Raw genomic sequence first — 16,725 nt, forward strand, 5'->3', positions numbered from 1 at the left:
GCCCTATTCCTTGCCTTTGAGCTGGCGTTCCACTTCGCCGCATTGGAGCATGGCTTCCCCGAAGTAAGGGTTGCGAACATTCTCGTCACTTTGCAGCCACTTGGCTCCCTTAAAATCAAAAGCCATGGGGCAGAATATTTCGTAAACAGGCTGCGTTGAATTGATCCCCAGTTTTTCAATAGCATCGGTCATGCCGTAAGAAAGCGGCTCAAGCCCCGCGCGAACACCGACAATATCTTTTGCTCCGCGTATGGCATCAATTCCGTCATTGATATTTTTAAGGGCATTCATCCAAACTTTGTGGGCATCTACACTCAGCGCGGCGTGGTCTATTTTTTTAAGTTCCTCCGCCATGAATGCGGCCTGTTTCTGCGCTCCTTGCAAATTGTCCACCGCAAGGGCTTCAGTAAATGCTGAATAGGAGGAATAAACTTTTCCCAATTGAGTTTTGAACACATCAGGAGTTTCCACAGTGGTTCCAGCCTGCTTGGCAAGAGCTGAAATATCAAATGCCATATCAAGACGCATAAAATGTTTCGATGTTTCAGCTGTGATGGATTTTAACCTGAGCCCATCCTGAACTCCGCTACCCAGCACAGCATCGTTAGCAAGGAGCATGGACAATTCTTTCCAGACCAGTGAGGAATCTCCTTTGAGTCCGGAACTATTTATTTCTTTAATGTTGTCAAAAAACTTAGAGTAAAGCGTGCGGGATTCTTCAACATTGCCGGATTCTGCTTTTTCCATGAGTTTGTTGAAGTCCTGTTTCAAATAAACCAGCTTGGACACAAACATCGGGGGCAGCGTATGTGCAGCGGGAGTTTCACCGTAGCCATGGACAACCGTTTTCACGCCGCTTTCCGGATTCATCATACTTGGCTTCGCTATAATCTGAAGTGCGCTGTCGATTTTGAAATTACCTTTGGTAACAACTTGTTCACCAGCGACTAATCCGTATTTTACAACGTAATAATCCCCGGCTTTGGGTCCGAGAACGATTTCACGTCCTTCATAGACTCCTTCTTTTCCATCCACGGCAATATAAACTACAGCCCGTTTACCGGTAATGAGCGGGGCGGAAGCAGGGATTACCAACTGAGTTTCAGCGTTTTTATCAACTTGACTAACTGCACGCACGAACATGCCGGGTTTAAGCTTAAGCCCCTTGTTGGGGACTTCAAGACGGATTCTGATTGTTCTGGTTTTTTCATTAACAACCGGATCAATATAAACCACTTTCCCTTCAAATGATTTGCCGGGATAAGCTTCAGTTGTGAAATTTACGAGCATTCCCATTTTGATCCATGGCAGATCGGATTCATACGCTTCGAGGATCACCCATACTCTTGAAAGGTCGGCAATAGTGTATATGGGAGTTCCTGTTTTTACATAAACCCCTTCAACAACATTTTTTTTTATAACTATTCCGCTCATGGGGGAATAGAGAGTCATGTGCTGGGCTGCTTTACCTTTTTTAATGATGTTTGCGATCTGAGTTTTTGAAAGACCGAGCAACCGGAGCTTTTCACGCGAAGCTTTTTCTGTGCGCATGGCAGTATCTTTGACGACCTTCATGGAGCTTCCACGCAGAGCATCTTTGGCCTTAACAGCCTGAATCAGTTCAGCCTGAGCAGTAAGAAGTTCGGGGCTGTATATGGAAGCCATTGCCTGCCCTTTGCGAACAGTGCTTCCGGTGTAGTCTATGTAAAGTTTATCTATGCGCCCCCCGGTCCATGCGGTGATCGTACCGATGCGGGTTTCATCATAATCAACCTTTCCCACCATGCGGGTTTCCACGCTTACATTTCTTTTTTCAACTATAGAGGTGGCAATTCCGGCAAGTTTACGGGACTGGCTGGTCAAGCTTATCTGCCTGAGACTGATGACTTCATCACCCGACTGTCCTCCCTTTTCAAGAGGGATCAGATCCATGAAACACAAGGGACATTTACCCGGTTTCGGCAACTGAATCTGCGGATGCATAGAGCAAGTCCAGACCACTTCGCCGGCATCAGTAACTTCAGCATCCAATCCGTGTTCAGCATGCTCGTCAACTATGTTTTTCTCCGCGCCGTGATCAGCCGGACCGGAAAACCAGTAACCTGCTCCGAAAGCAATAAGGGCCACAATAATAATTGAGGTCAATGCTGATTTTATATTTTTAAATATATTCATTATGGTTTCCGTTTTGTTTTAATTACTTGGCAGGAATAATTGCAGATGTCTGGGGCAGTACCGAGCCATGAACTGTACAAGGTATTTCGCGGCCCACCAGATATTCAATGGCGGCAACCCTTTTAGCTTGTTCTGCAAGCGCCTGATAATAAACGAGTTGAAATTCGATCAAGGTTCTTTCCGCATCAATAAGATCGCTTGATGACGCTGTACCCGCTTGGAAAGCCTCAATAGAAACACCAAGTGACTGCTCGGCTTTGGGGGTAAGTGAATCGCGATATAGGCTGACTTTGCGGATGGCATCTTCATAGCGGTAGATTTCCAGTTCAAGGTCGGCAGAAAGGTTACGTTCAAGTCCAGCCCGTTCGCGACTGGCTGATTTAACTTTATGCTGAGCCTCAAGGAGCTGGGCTTCCTGTTTATCAAGCCAGATGGGCAGGTTTACAGACATACCTGCAACAACGGGGTCACGGTCTTGATTCGTTACATTGGGGGATCTGGATTTTCCGGTCTGGATGTACTCAACGCCGAAAGAAAAATCGGGGAAATAATCTTTTTCAGCCAGTTCCACGGAAAGCTTTTCTTTATCGATTTTATGGGTCAGAGCCAGCAGACTGGGATTGGCCTCTTTGAAATCTTTTTTGAGTTGCTGGGGATCAACTTCAATTTTCATGACTGGAATAGATGCAGGCAAGGGCAAAGTTTGTCCGTCCGGCCTGTTTATGGCAGCAAGAAGTTTGGCAACGGTGGGTCTTTTGCGCTCCTCCAGCGAACGAAGTCTGTCTTCAAGCTTGCCCAGTTCTACCTGAGTTTTAATAACTCCGTCATATGTACCTGCCCCGGTGGAATATCTGGAGCGGGCCACGTTTTCGAGGTACTTCATAAGCTCGATATTTTCACGGGTAATGCGGATTGCTTGCGCAAGGTATGCGTAATCGTAATATATTCTTTTAACTTGATAAAATATCTTAAGTTTCAAGGCATCGAACTTTGCTTTTTTAATGTCTGCATCACGCAAAGCCTGTTCGCCTTTAAGGTCCAGTTTACCGAACCATGGAAGAGTTTGACTCAGACCGTATTTAAATTCTTGCGGTCCGGTTCTTGTTTCTACCGGCTGAATAAACCATGCAAAGCTGAATCTGGGGTCAGGCAGGCTTGAAACACTTGTCTCCCGCTGCAAAGCTGCTTTCCAGCCGTAAAAGGCAGAATATAGATCGTCATTATTACGCGCAGCCTCAACAAGATATTGAGTCAATTCTTTTATTTCGCCTTGTCTGGTTTTGTATTCAGCGATCGTTTCATTTGATCCATCTTGCGCTTTTCCATGAAGTGGAAAAACGAATAACAAAGCCATGAACATAAGCAGTGTATATGTATATTTTCGAGACATTGGTTCTCCTGCATATCTTTTATTGAAAGCTGCTGTCTTTGCTGTGAGCAATTACTATTCCATGCCCTTTATTGAGCCGGATAAGACGGTTAAAATTGAGCATATCCTATTATTACCCCTTGCTGCCAGTCTTAAATAATATAATTTGTGCAGTTTTTGTCGCGTTCATAATCATTATTTCAAGCACTTACGACAACCGTTTGCACTTTTTGCACAACAAGACTTAATATAAGCGCCCGCTAATTCATACTAAAATGGTATGAATTAGCGGGTACGAAAGTAAACATAACAACTATGTGCAGTTTTTTACACATATATTGTTAATTAGATTGATGAGTAGGCATGTTTATTTACTAACTAACTAATATATTGGTATAATATTCATTTGGAATGTTAAATGTAACCACTTCCTATGAAATGGTTGGGCGAAAACGGTAAAAAAGGGTATGTTTTGTCAAAACAGGATGGTTATGAAAATAAGATTCAAATTACTTTTGCTGCTGTTGGCGGTTTCGATCATCCCGCTGGTCATAGTTCAGGCCGGGGTGCTTGAATCATTACGTTCGCTCTCCGGTGAAATCGGCGAAGAGGTTCGCAGGGAGCTGGTCAATAAAAGTAGTGTTGAATTAAAACGGTTGGTGGAGGATCACGCAAGAGTTCTTTCCAAGCAACGCAGGATTGTAGAACTCAATCTACAGCAACTTTCAGCTGAGCTTTCGACATGGATTGAAGAGGGAGACCAGTTTTTGCTGCCCGAGATTTTTATCGGAGTCGAGGAACTGGCAGAAGAAGATAATAGCAAGCGGCTTCAGCAGAAATATAAGTTACAAAATTCAGGTATGCACGGTAAAGGCCGTATCGATTTTAACTCTGTGGGCTATAGCGCAGGGTATCAGGGAAAGGCTGACAGACTTCTCCCTCAAGGATCAGTGAATATTATTTCTCCTCTTTTCAAATCAATTGAAAAGAAAAATCCTGACCTGACATTATGGATTAATGCAATTTTCATTTCCGGAGAGTCTCTTACTTATCCGGCCCGTTCAAAAAGAATGTCAATGCATCAGACTGTACCTGTTATCAATGGAAACTTATCCCCTGTCTGGTCGCTTCCTCAAAAAGATCCGGTAACAGGAAAGACAGTTCTTACTGCATCCTTGGGAATAATAGTACGGGGAAAAGCTGTCGGGTCAGCGTCCATAGATATTCCGCTGGATACTATTTTACATGGTTATAATCATCTCGGTGCTTTTTCAGATAATATAGATTCCTTGCTGGTTCGTCGTGAAGGAAACACTGAAAACAGTGGAATTGAAGTGATTGCGCAGCAGATTTCTTCTGCCGGACAAAATCACATGATGCATATGTGGGAACCTTCCGCAAAGCAGACTTTGCTTTCATCCACAAATACCATTTTGTTCTCTCGCTTCAAAAAATTTCTGGCAGATGGCAAGTCCGGCGTGATGAGCATGGCCTATAAGGGGCGCGATAGTATATGGGCCTTTTCTGCGCCTGATAAAAGAGGGATTTCTTTAGTCTTGATCCTACCTCATGATGATGTTGTGGAACCTGCGGAAAAGGCAAAATCGTTTGTGAATTTTACAATTGGGGAACAATACAAAAATACAACTTATGTATTGCTGGCTGTTGTGTTGCTGGTGTCGGCCCTAGCTTTTCTGTTCTCGCGTCGTTTCACGAAAAATATTTTAACTCTCGCCAAAGGGGTTAAACGTATCGCCTCAGGTGATTTTTCAGCCCAGGTTGAACTTTCCAGCTCGGATGAAGTTGGTGAACTCGCAAAAGATTTTAATAAAATGGTCCCGGCACTTCAGGAGCATATTGAAATTAAAAGTGCTCTTGATGTTGCGATGGAGGTACAAACAAATTTGCTGCCGCAAACCTCTCCGAATATCCCGACTTATGAAATTTTCGGTGAAAGCAGATATTGTGATGAACTCGGTGGTGACTACTTCGACTACATCATGCCTCACACAGACGGAGAAAGTATTCGATTTGCTGTGGGTGATGTCAGCGGTCACGGTGTTCCGGCGGCAATGCTTATGGGGTCCATACGAGGCTATGTGCGCGCAAGGACTTTAAGCGGCGGAACTCTTGGAGAAGTTTTAACCGATGTAAACAAACTGGTTGCGGAAGACACCTACAAGACAGGTCAATTCATGACCATGATCATGGTTGAACTGGACCCCGACAAGAACGAATTGCGCTGGGTACGGGCCGGCCACGAACCGGCTTTGATATTTGATCCCGGCAAAGATGAATTTATTAAGCTTGAGGGACAGGGAATAGCCCTCGGAGCTATTGAAGAAGCTACTTATATGGAGAACTACTGCGCTGACTTAAATGCGGGACAAATTCTTATTCTTGGAACAGATGGTATTTGGGAAGCTTCTAACGAAAAGGGAGAGTTTTTCGGAAAGCAGCGGTTATTGGAAGTAATTGATTCTGAAAAGGATTCACCGGCAGAAGTACTTGTAAATAGCATTTTCGAGGCTGTGCATACGTTTACTGGAAGAGACAAACAAGAAGATGATCTCACTGTTGTGGTCGTCAAAAAAATAAACAAATAACAACTCAACACGCTAAGGGAGTTAACAATGAAAAAGATTTTAAACATCAGCATATTGGTAGCATTTATTATTGCAATGTCCACAGTAGCCTTTGCCATGGATATGAATATGGACCATTCCAACCACGGAAAAGGGGGAATGAAAGGCTCAATGCATGATGGAGTTACCATGATGGAAAAAGGGATTGCTCAGATGAAACATGGAGCTAAACTCATGAACGATCCTGCCACAATGAATGACGGTATGGGAATGATGAATAAAGAAATGATGCCCATGCACAACGGTATGAAAATGATTGAAACGGGAGCTGAAGGCGATCCTCACCAGTCCATGATAAAAAATTCCATGGGTAACGCCAACAAAGGCATGATGGAAATGATGAAAGGTATGGGCATGATGAAAAAAGGTACTGACGGCGGCATGCAGATGATGAATGACGGTCTTCAGAAGATGGAAAAATCGCTTGAAGAAGTAAAAGCTATGTCAGGCATGTAGGCTTAGCTGTATAATTCTTATATAAAGCCTCACAGCGTGTTATCCTGCTGTGGGGCTTTTTGTTTTGACCGAAGTGAAACAAGAATAGCTTTCATGCTGGCAAACATGAAAGCTATTCGGTGTAAGAGGTCCGGTAATGCTTATTAATTATGTGGAAGCCGATCTTCCGTTTATACCTTATCCTCCTACTGAGACATTTGGGCAGTGAGGCAAAACCAAATTTTTAAGAGCCAGAACATGTTCCCGGTTCGGTGGAATCACTCCGTTTAAAGCATATTCCCGATCAAGCTGTTCCCATTTTGGTTCGCCTAAACGGTGATATGGCAGAATATCCAGCCCTTCGACTGAACCACCAAGGGATGCGACAAATTGTGCTGTAGCTTCAATATTTTCTTCAGAATCATTGCAGCCGGGAATAAGCGGAATCCTGATGCGGAGGGTTTTTCCCCTTTCTGCCGCCATTTTTATATTACTCAAAATCTGTTCATTCGGAACGCCTGTGAGTTCTTCATGTTTTGCGGAATCCATATGCTTGATATCGGTGAGAACTAAATCTGTGTGCTCCAGCACTTTTGCAAAAGTCTCCTGAGCACAAAAACAGCAGCTTTCAATTGCAGTATGTAAGCCACGTTTATGCGCTTCTTTCAGGGCAGTAAGAAGAAACGCTGATTGCAAAGTCGGTTCGCCACCTGAAAATGTAACCCCGCCACCAGAAGTATTATAAAATGGGCGGTCCCGCTCCACTTCTTCCATTACTTCATCGACTGTCAGGTAACGTCCTACAATGGTCATTGATCCGGCATAACAATTTTCAACACATTCACCGCAATAAGTGCATTTGTCGCGGTCGATCTCAACCTTAAAATTTTCTTTAATAACAATAGCCTGTTCCGGGCAGAGAGTTGCGCATTTCACACAGCTGATACAGTGATGAGGGATACGCATTATTTCAGGTTTACTGCTCATGGATTCCGGGTTCTGGCACCATTTACATTTAAGTGGACAGCCCTTCAAAAAAACAAGCGTGCGGATGCCTCCACCGTCATGGACCGCAAAACGCTGAATATCAAAAACCAGCCCTGTGAGCTGAGCCTTGTCCTTATCTTCCAAACTAAATTTATGCTGGCGTTCCTTCCATCTCATTTTGCAACTCGCTTATTTGTATAATGCAGGGATCTGACGGCTAAAGGCTTAAGCCCTGAATAGGCCCCCGACTGGTTTGCCGGAGGCCTTTCTCGTCTATTAGAAGTTCTGTTCAGTACGAGCGAGGATGTCGTCCTGCAGAGACTTGTCGAGCGCGGTGAAGAATGCGCTGTATCCTGCCACCCGGACTACAAGCCCTTTATATTTTTCAGGATTGGCCTGAGCTTCGAGTAAAGTCTCACGGCTGATTACGTTATACTGTACGTGGAATCCTCCATTCAGGAAGTACGCTTCAGTTACCGCTTTGAGGCTTTCCAGTCCTTTTTCGCCTTCGATAGCGGATGGATGGAATTTCTGGTTCAGCAGGGTTCCGTTGGAAGCTATTTCATGATCGAGCTTTGCAACAGAGAGAACTGATGCAGTAGGACCGCAGGAATCATAACCGGAGATAGGTGATACGCCGTCTGCCAGTGGTGACCATGCTTTGCGTCCGTCCGGAGTAGCCATTACAACAGTACCCAAGGGAACGTTTGCGGATGCGGGATACAAACCGGGCTGGAATTTACCATCGCGAGGGTTGGTGTATTTGTTAACTTCGTTGCAGTAGATAAGCGCGGCTTCTTTAGCTATTTCGTCAGCGTAGTCGTCATCGTTACCGTACTTTGGAGCGCGGTTCACGAGCATCTGGCGCAGGTCTTCCTGTCCTTCGAAGTCGTTAGCTAAAGCTTCCTTAAGTTGCTCAAGAGTTAGTGCTTTATCATCAAAAACGAGCTTTTTGATGGCAGTTAGGGAATCTCCTGCGTTGGCAACACCTACGCCCTGAGGGCCTGTGAAGTTATAATGCGCGCCACCTTCCTGCAAAGAAAGTCCTTTGGAGATGCAATCATCAACGAGGGAGGACAGAAATGGAAGCGGACAATGTTTGCCGTGAGTCATGTCGACTGCGTTGTCGGCAGCAGCCATGAGTTTTACAAAATAGGCCGTCTGCTGAGTATAGGAAGCCATGAGATCTTCAAATGATTTGAAACTGTTCAAGCCGCCTGATTTAGGACCGATCTGTTTACCGGTGCGTTGATCTACACCGTCGTTGAGACAAAGTTCGATAACTTTAGCCATGTTGTAGAAAGCTGCGTCATGCCACCCTTCAGTTTTTCCGCCGACCTGAGGCTCAACGCAACCGATGATACCGTAATCACGGGCATCTTCACGTTCAAGGCCGCGAGCCAGAAGTGCGGGAATGATGACACGGTCATTGTAGTATGCGGGGTACCCCATGCCCATGCGGCTGAGTTCAGCAGCTTTTTTGTAAAGAGGATCGGGTGTGCCTTCGTGGATGCGGATAGAAAGAGAAGGAGCATAAAGCTTGGTGTTAGCACTAGCTTGCAGGATCAAGTAGGACATAGTGTTAGTTGCATCTGAACCGTCACGTTTTTGTCCGCCTATGATCAAATTCATGAACATTGGATAACCGGCGAAAGCCATAGTGGAATTTTCGTCACGAACCTTGTTCAATTCAGAGAATTTAACCCAGAGCATATCCAGCATTTCCTGAGCCTGCTCAACCGAAAGATTGTCAGACTGTAGGAATGGATTCATGTATTGGTCAAAGCGCATAGGCGAGATGGAGTGACCGTTTGATTCAATCTGAATCACCAAATGGATAAACCAGAACGCCTGCAATGCTTCCTGAAAGGATTCCGCAGGCTGAGCAGGAACTTTGCGGCAAATACGTGCGATTTCGTTTAGTTCTGCTTTGCGGGTTGAATCTTTACAATCAGCAGCCATTTTTTCAGCCAGTTTTGCAAAACGGTCTGCAAAAGCAATAACTGCTTTGTTGCTGGTAACTACGGATTTAAGGAAATGCATCTTGTTGAGCTGGGAAGCATCGGAGAAGTCTATTTCAGCCAGTCTATCTTCGGCTTGAGCAATGACAGCATTCAGTCCGAGGGTTAGAGCCTTGTTGTAATCTGCTGATACGTGACCGACTCCATTATAGAAGTAGTTACCAACAGTATAGACGACGTCATTATGAGCTTCGAGGGATTCCTCAGGCATGAGCTGGGCAGCGATTTCGTTAACAGTCTTGCCGTCCCAATAAGCGAAGGCACTGCGTAGGTTGGCTTTTACATCTTCAGAAATAAAGAAAACGTCAGCAGTTCTTTTTTCAAGGCGGTCCAGTTCGTCTTCAACCCACTTACAGGAAAATTCCGGAAAGATAGGTGCAGAGCGAGGCATGGAGCACTGATTACCTACGGTAAATTCATCGTCCTGAATGAAGATGGACATACCGGCAAGGATTTTTCCCAGAGCTTTCGCACGGCGAATAGGCATCGGCTGCCCTTCTGTTTCCTTGTAGGATTCAGTGATCAGCACGGCGCGTTCACCACAAATTGCCGGAGCGGTGTTCAAAAAACGTTCAAGGGTTCTTTCAACGCGTTTGGAAGCGCCAACTGTTTTGGGGATTTCTACGTTAGGTTTATTTTTGGTCATTGTCTTATTCCTTTATTAAAAGTTTATTTCCCAAAGTTTTATGAACAGTAAGCTGCAAGCCCCGCTTCCGCACAAGCTGTATCCTGCTCAACACTGCCGCCGCTGACGCCTATTCCGCCAATTACCTTTCCATCTTCTTCGATAGGCAATCCGCCGCCGAAGATTACAATCCGTCCGTTATCTGCATTATTAATTCCGTATAATTGTCCGCCCGGTTGGGAGACTGAACCCAGTATTGCTGTGGGCATTTTCACAGCCACTGCTGTGTAACCCTTGTTCAAGGATAGGCCGATACTAACCAGCAGGGCATCATCCTGTCGTAGCTGGGCAACTAAGTCCCCTCCTTGATCAACCACCGCAATAACCATAGGAACGCCGATTTCGTTTGCTTTTTCTACTGCTGCAGCAATCATTTGCTGCGCTTTTTTTGCTGTTACTGGCATTGTTTTGTCCATTTTTCCAAAAGGTTACTTGATAAGGTTGAGCATCAGGGTACCCACGGCTATGGCTGCTGCCGGGGGATCAACATGGTTACTTCCATGATTCCAGAACATACGGGCCATGAGTTCCTGCAAGAGAGCTGCGCAGGCTCCGACCATTCCGGCTATCAAAATATTTCCGAAGTACAAATAGGCGAGAGCAGACAGGATGGCTTGGCAATGCCAGACTGGCACCTGCTGAATTGCCCCTGTGCCGAGCTGAAGTGCAATGAGACTGATAGCTGCTGCTGCCCAGCCCATTATGAGTGGCACAACAAATGCTCCGGCTGCGGAGATAACGCCTGCGGCTACCATTGGGTCCATGGCTGCTTTAGCCTGAGCTGCCATTGCTGCAGAAAGCACTCCTGCACCGAAGCCGTAAAGGACCATTTTGGGGAGAGGAAGCATCCATGGAATCCATGAAATTTTATGGTCATCTGTTTTGAGGTAGCCGAAATCTTTGATGGATTTTGAATTGCCCCAAGGCATTTCTTTCTGGAAGAGAAGACGGGCCAGCAGAGCTGTTGCCACAACGCTGAGGGCAATCATATCCGTTTTGTTAACAACCGGGATCATAGCAAAAAGCTGTAGCAGGAAATGTCCGGCTAATGCTGTAAGTCCACCAACGAGAAGAACGTCCCATGATGTTCCCATAAGTGAGGACAAAATATCTTTTGCTGCTCCTCCGGGATGATTTTTGCTCACCGCAGCCGCATAAGTGGATGCAGCGACTCCTGAGGCAAATCCTCCAACGTGAGGACCGAAGATTGGACCTAGTCCAACTTGAAGCAACATAAAATCAGACCCGCTGGCCATCATAACCAGACATCCAGCCATGACCATGAGTCCGCAGATAATGAATGAAAAAAGTCCGCCGATCGCACCACCGACAATTCCGCCGGCAAAGCACATGACAAGGGTATTAATGCTGAAAGGTTCCATACTCACCACACTCCTTAAAGTTATTCCTCAATTATTCCGCGTTTCTCTTCGCTGCGTTACCCCCCTTAAAGAGAAAAACGTGCCATGAATGAATATGTTTATAATTGCGGAGGTTTAACTGTATTTGGTGACTTTTATGACATAATTGGAAAGAAATGACTGTGTCAGCCCCGGTTGACATTTCAAGTGATGGGCGTGAGCATTTGTTGATAAAAAGTTCTTAATATCAATATGTTATAAATAAATGTTAATATGGTTGACGCAAGGGTTACACAAGTTGTCATGTGCTGATGAGTACTGAAAGAACAGGAAGTTAGGCTGGGATGGATATTTATATATGTATTGAATCTTTTGTATGCATGTGCTCGTAATACCAGTGAATTATGTTGGTTAAGTTATAACCGTTGCAGACACGGTATCGATGAGGTTAAACTGTTTGAGCTGATATTTCAGGGGGCTGAAAGTGGCATTGATTATGCTTTAATCATATTTATTAAACAGGCGAGAAACCTGATCCTCTGCATAATTTAAAATTGATCATAATGGATGTATAAAAAGCAATATGGATTCAAAAAAAGAAAAATTGAATAACACAGACGTCTGCCCTGATTACGTTCTTGAAGAACTCAATACTCTGCGGAAAAGAGTCGCAGAGTTGGAAGCATCACGCTCTATGTGCGGTAGTTTTGGCAAAGATTGCAGCCTTAGTCCCCATATTGCCGAGTATGAGAATGAAGAAAAAGATTATCGGTTTGAAGATTATTTTGATGTGGAGGCTATCCAGCAAATTCAGGATGCCTTTGCCGAAGCGACTAATGTTGCTTCTATTATTACCGACCTTGACGGCAGACCAATAACCAGACCCAGCCGCTTTTGCAGACTCTGTAACGACGTTATTCGCAAGACCCCCAAAGGGTTAAAAAACTGCATGCGTTCTGACGCTTCTTTCGGAACTAAAAGCCCGCTGGAACCGATCATGCGTCCCTGCCTAAGCGGCGGACTATGGGACGGCGGAACTAGTTTCTATGTAGGTGACCGCCATATTGCGAACTGGATTGTCGGGCAGGTGCGCTGCCCGCCCATCAATGACGAGCGGATAAAAAAATATGCCCATGAAATAGGAGCTGACGAAAATGAATTTATGGAAGCTCTCACAGAAGTCCCGGTCATGTCTCATGAGCAATTCTTAAGAGTCTGCAATGTCCTCTGCCTCATTGCCAACCAGATTTCTATTCTTGCCCGTAAAAATTTTCTGCAAGCTCAGGCAATTGAGCGCCGAAGATTGGCAGAAGCTGCGCTACGTGAAAGCGAAGATCGTTTTCGACAACTCTCCCAGTCCACTTTTGAAGCAATTTTTATTCATTATGAAGGCGAAATTCTGCTCACGAACAAAGCTGGGCAATGTATGTTCGGATATTCTCAGGAAGAATTCGCCGGGCTGAATATTGATGATCTGGCAGATCCAGAATGCCGCGAGGAAGTTCGGGAACATACATCAAAGAACAAGAAATCCCGCTTTGATGCCAATTTCCGTTGCCGTGACGGGAAAATGCTTATTTGCGAAATTCAGCAGCGCGACATCGTCTTTCAGGGCGAAAAGGTCGGAGTTTGTGCAATCCGCGATATTAGTGAACGAGTTGAATCCGAGCGGCAGGCTAAAGAAAAAGAACAGCAGCTTATTCAGGCTGACAAAATGGTTTCGCTAGGAGTACTGGTCTCCGGCATGGCCCATGAAATAAATAATCCCAATAGTTTCATGACCTTGAATCTACCTTTGATAGAAGACATATGGAAAGACATCACCCCTGTCCTTGAGGATTATTACCATGAAAATGGTGAATTTTTAGCTGGAGGGCTTGAGTACTCGGAACTTCGAAGTTTTATGCCCGATCTTCTTTCCAGAATGCTCGAGGGAGCCACCCGCATCAGTGGAATAGTGAACAGCCTTAAAGATTATTCCCGTTTGCAGCCCGGGGAATTGATGTGGGAAGTGGATATTACTGACGTTATCAATAATTCTCTGCGGTTGCTGGAAAATATGATCAGCCAGAAGACTGTGAAATTTGAGGTGAATCTTGCTGAATCTCTGCCTTCCGTGCGTGGTAATTCGCAACGGCTGTCACAAGTGCTTATTAATTTACTGGTTAATTCCTGCGAAGCCCTGACTGACCGCAAGCAGGAAATTTGTCTTTCATCTGAATATATCAAAGCGAAAAAAAGAATCGAGATAGTTGTCCGCGATGAAGGTGTTGGAATTGCCGAAGAACACCTTGAACAAATTATGGACCCATTTTTTACGACCAAACGCAATGACGGAGGAACCGGACTCGGGTTATCCGTATCTTCCTCGATAGTTCAAGAACATGGTGGAGAGCTTATTTTTACAGCAAATCCCGGCGGAGGAACTATCGCCAGACTTTCAATTCCAGTAGTCGAAAATGGAGATGAAAATGAATAGAGCTAAAGGACTTAATCCAAGCTTTCCTCTTTTGCTGGTGGATGATGAAGATTCATGGCTGCAAAGTTTCAGGGCTACCTTACGCTCGCAAGGCATCGACAATGTTGTGCTTCTGAATGATGGAACTAAGGTCATGGAGACTCTGAAACAGCAGGAATTTTGCGCTGTTGCGGTCGACTTAATGATGCCCGGAATCTCCGGTGAAGAACTTATACCGCAGATTGTTGAGGAATACCCGGAGGTCCCGGTATTAGTTATTTCCGGGCTCAATGAAATCAAAGCCGTGGTCAATTGCATCCGCAAAGGAGCATTTGATTTCATTGTCAAAACAGAGGACCGCAACACCCTTATTGCCGGAGTGCGTCATGCCATTGAAATTTTTGAATTGCGACAGGAAAACTCTTCTCTGAAACAAAGATTTTTCAAATCAGGACCGGATAAACCAGAGCTGTTTTCAGAAATTATCACTGCTCACAAAGACATGTTTGCCATATTTAAATACATTGAGGCGATATCAGAAACCGCACGGCCTGTACTGATAACCGGAGAATCCGGAGTCGGTAAAGAGTTGGTGGCGCGGGCAGTACACAATGCCAGCGGGCGTAAAGGCAACTTTGTTGCCGTAAATATCGCGGGGCTGGACGACAATATTTTTTCCGACACTTTATTCGGACACAAGAAAGGCGCGTTCACAGGTGCGGCTGAAGCTCGTCTAGGATTAGTTGAAAAAGCCAAAAACGGGACTTTATTCCTTGATGAAATCGGTGATCTCGCGCCTACATCCCAGACCAAACTTTTGCGTTTGCTACAGGAGCATGAGTTCATGCCCCTTGGCTCTGATATGGCGAAACGATCAAGTGCAAGAATCATTACTGCTACCCATCAATCCATCACTAAAATGCAGGATCAGGGAAAATTTCGCAAAGACCTCTTTTTCAGGCTCAGAGGCCATATGCTGCAAATCCCCCCACTACGGGAACGCATAGAAGATTTACCTCTTTTAATTTCTCACTTTGTGAATGAGGTGCAAGCTGACACGGGGACAGATTTGAATGTGGATATTCATAATATCGCTGACTTTCTGAATAACTATTCGTTTCCGGGAAATGTCAGAGAATTGCAGCATCTAGTTCATGACGGGGCCAGTATCTGCGGATCTAGTGAATTGAAGCCGAAACATTTTAAAAAACTGATGGAAATTCCCGGCGACTCCTTTTCAGGAGAATCAATCCATGATTCGGGAGAAAGTGTATCGTTCGGAACCAGACTGCCGACGCTGAATGAAGTGCGCGTCAAACTCATAGATGAAGCCTTGCGGCGTACTAATGGCAACCAATCTTCAGCCGCGCAATTGATAGGGGTGACAAGGCAGGCTGTTAGTAAATATTTGAAAAAAAGTGGGTAGCAGCATCAAAGACGACCACAGACAAAAAGCGGTGTTGGAAAATTAAAAAATCACATTTTTATTAAACACATAGCTAAAACTTTTTGCCTATTAACTATAGATTCTACGTTGTGCTACTCATATTACTAATGTACCTATTTATACTGTATCGCAGGTCTATCTCCGAAAGTAAAATTTCACCTGCCATCTAGCGGAGTATGACCATAAACAATATCACTTTAAAGAGCTCCATCATGACAAAACAAAACGACCCAAAAAAACAATGGGCAAAAATAGTAGCAAAGGCATGGGCCGACGAAGACTACAAACAACGGTTCCTGACCGATCCGGCTGCTGTATTGAAAGAAGAAGACATAGAAGTACCGGAAGGCGTGAAATTCAAGTGCGTGGAAGCCACCGAAAAACAGGCATGGTTGGTGCTCCCACCAAAGCCGACAACAGGAAGCATGGAAGAAGGAGACGAACGTCTGGCGGCGGTCAATAACGGTTGTCTATGCTGGACCCTTATTTAATTAACAATTGGCTAAAGAACATCATAAAACTACTAAAGGAATCTCATCATGACAAAACAAAACGAACAGCAAAAACAATGGGCAAAAATAGTAGCAAAGGCATGGGCCGACGAAGACTACAAACAGCGGCTCCTCAACGATCCGACCGCTGTAATGAAAGAAGAAGGCATAGAAGTGCCAGAAGGCGTGAAATTCAAATGCGTAGAAGCCACCGAAAAGCAGGCATGGTTGGTGCTGCCGCCAAGGCCGGGAAAAGGGTGTATTGAGGCTGGAGAAGAACGTCTGGCAGCTATCTTCGCGTCTAACTGCTTTTTGTGCTTTTAGTTGTTTTTAGACTAAATACATCATTAAAGACCTAAAAGGAGTCTCATCATGGCAGAACAAAACGAACTACAAAAAAAATGGGCAAAGATCGTAGCAAAATCATGGGCCGATGAAGACTACAAACAACGGCTCCTCAACGATCCGGCTGCTGTAATGAAAGAAGAAGGCATCGACATGCCAGAAGGCGTGAAATTCAAATGCGTAGAAGCCACCGAAAAGCAGGCATGGTTGGTGCTACCGCCAAAGCCGGGAAAAGGATGTATTGAGGCTGGAGAAGAACGTCTGGCAGCTATATTATCGTCTTGCTGCTATATGTGTTCTTAAAGG

The 16,725-nt window shown here is 44.9% G+C and carries 13 protein-coding genes; 7 read left to right on the forward strand and 6 right to left on the reverse strand.

What is annotated here, in order from left to right; all coding sequences use genetic code 11:
- Window positions 1–3: 3 nt before the first annotated feature.
- Both BLT41_RS15785 and BLT41_RS15790 read right to left on the reverse strand, forming a co-directional pair.
- Window positions 4–2,175, reverse strand: a complete 2,172-nt coding sequence (locus BLT41_RS15785) for an efflux RND transporter periplasmic adaptor subunit (protein WP_092162868.1) — start codon at window positions 2,173–2,175, stop codon at window positions 4–6.
- Between the two features lie 22 nt (window positions 2,176–2,197).
- Window positions 2,198–3,565, reverse strand: a complete 1,368-nt coding sequence (locus BLT41_RS15790; RefSeq protein ID WP_092162869.1) for a TolC family protein — start codon at window positions 3,563–3,565, stop codon at window positions 2,198–2,200.
- A 470-nt stretch (window positions 3,566–4,035) separates the two neighbouring features.
- On the opposite strand from BLT41_RS15790, the gene BLT41_RS15795 reads away from it, so the two are divergent.
- Both BLT41_RS15795 and BLT41_RS15800 read left to right on the forward strand, forming a co-directional pair.
- Window positions 4,036–6,150 carry a SpoIIE family protein phosphatase gene (locus BLT41_RS15795; protein WP_092162881.1) on the forward strand — a complete coding sequence of 705 codons (2,115 nt, stop codon included), beginning with the start codon at window positions 4,036–4,038 and terminating at the stop codon, window positions 6,148–6,150.
- 27 nt (window positions 6,151–6,177) lie between these two features.
- Window positions 6,178–6,645 (forward strand): hypothetical protein, encoded by a 468-nt coding sequence (locus tag BLT41_RS15800; protein ID WP_092162882.1) that lies wholly within the window; start codon window positions 6,178–6,180, stop codon window positions 6,643–6,645.
- 177 nt (window positions 6,646–6,822) lie between these two features.
- On the opposite strand, the gene BLT41_RS15805 is transcribed toward BLT41_RS15800, so the two are convergent.
- From BLT41_RS15805 to BLT41_RS15820, 4 genes are all read right to left on the reverse strand, one after another.
- Window positions 6,823–7,788: a glycyl-radical enzyme activating protein gene (locus BLT41_RS15805; protein WP_092162883.1), complete on the reverse strand. Its 966-nt coding sequence runs from the start codon at window positions 7,786–7,788 to the stop codon at window positions 6,823–6,825.
- Between the two features lie 99 nt (window positions 7,789–7,887).
- Window positions 7,888–10,278 carry a glycyl radical protein gene (locus BLT41_RS15810; protein ID WP_092162884.1) on the reverse strand — a complete coding sequence of 797 codons (2,391 nt, stop codon included), beginning with the start codon at window positions 10,276–10,278 and terminating at the stop codon, window positions 7,888–7,890.
- A gap of 38 nt (window positions 10,279–10,316) precedes the next feature.
- On the reverse strand, window positions 10,317–10,721 hold the full coding sequence (locus BLT41_RS15815; protein WP_092162885.1) for a GlcG/HbpS family heme-binding protein: 405 nt from the start codon (window positions 10,719–10,721) through the stop codon (window positions 10,317–10,319).
- A 24-nt stretch (window positions 10,722–10,745) separates the two neighbouring features.
- Window positions 10,746–11,699: a DUF7973 family transport facilitator gene (locus BLT41_RS15820; protein ID WP_092162886.1), complete on the reverse strand. Its 954-nt coding sequence runs from the start codon at window positions 11,697–11,699 to the stop codon at window positions 10,746–10,748.
- 562 nt (window positions 11,700–12,261) lie between these two features.
- Here BLT41_RS15820 and BLT41_RS15825 point away from each other — a divergent pair.
- From BLT41_RS15825 to BLT41_RS15845, 5 genes are all read left to right on the forward strand, one after another.
- The gene (locus BLT41_RS15825) at window positions 12,262–14,157 is read left to right on the forward strand and encodes a PocR ligand-binding domain-containing protein (RefSeq protein WP_092162887.1); all 1,896 of its coding nucleotides are present in this window, start codon (window positions 12,262–12,264) and stop codon (window positions 14,155–14,157) included.
- On the forward strand, window positions 14,150–15,562 hold the full coding sequence (locus tag BLT41_RS15830; RefSeq protein ID WP_092162888.1) for a sigma-54-dependent transcriptional regulator: 1,413 nt from the start codon (window positions 14,150–14,152) through the stop codon (window positions 15,560–15,562). Before BLT41_RS15825 ends, BLT41_RS15830 begins: the two co-directional genes overlap by 8 nt.
- Before the next feature lie 197 nt (window positions 15,563–15,759).
- Window positions 15,760–16,074, forward strand: coding sequence for an NHLP leader peptide family RiPP precursor (locus tag BLT41_RS15835; protein ID WP_483127852.1), 315 nt, complete (start codon window positions 15,760–15,762; stop codon window positions 16,072–16,074).
- Between the two features lie 48 nt (window positions 16,075–16,122).
- Entirely contained in the window at window positions 16,123–16,398 is a 276-nt protein-coding gene (locus BLT41_RS15840; RefSeq protein ID WP_092162890.1) for an NHLP leader peptide family RiPP precursor, read from the forward strand.
- Between the two features lie 48 nt (window positions 16,399–16,446).
- A complete protein-coding gene (locus BLT41_RS15845; protein ID WP_092162892.1) occupies window positions 16,447–16,722 on the forward strand; it encodes an NHLP leader peptide family RiPP precursor in 276 nt (91 codons plus the stop codon).
- Window positions 16,723–16,725 lie beyond the last annotated feature (3 nt).

The organism is Maridesulfovibrio ferrireducens (assembly GCF_900101105.1).
In the GTDB taxonomy this organism is placed as follows: Bacteria; Desulfobacterota; Desulfovibrionia; order Desulfovibrionales; family Desulfovibrionaceae; genus Maridesulfovibrio; species Maridesulfovibrio ferrireducens.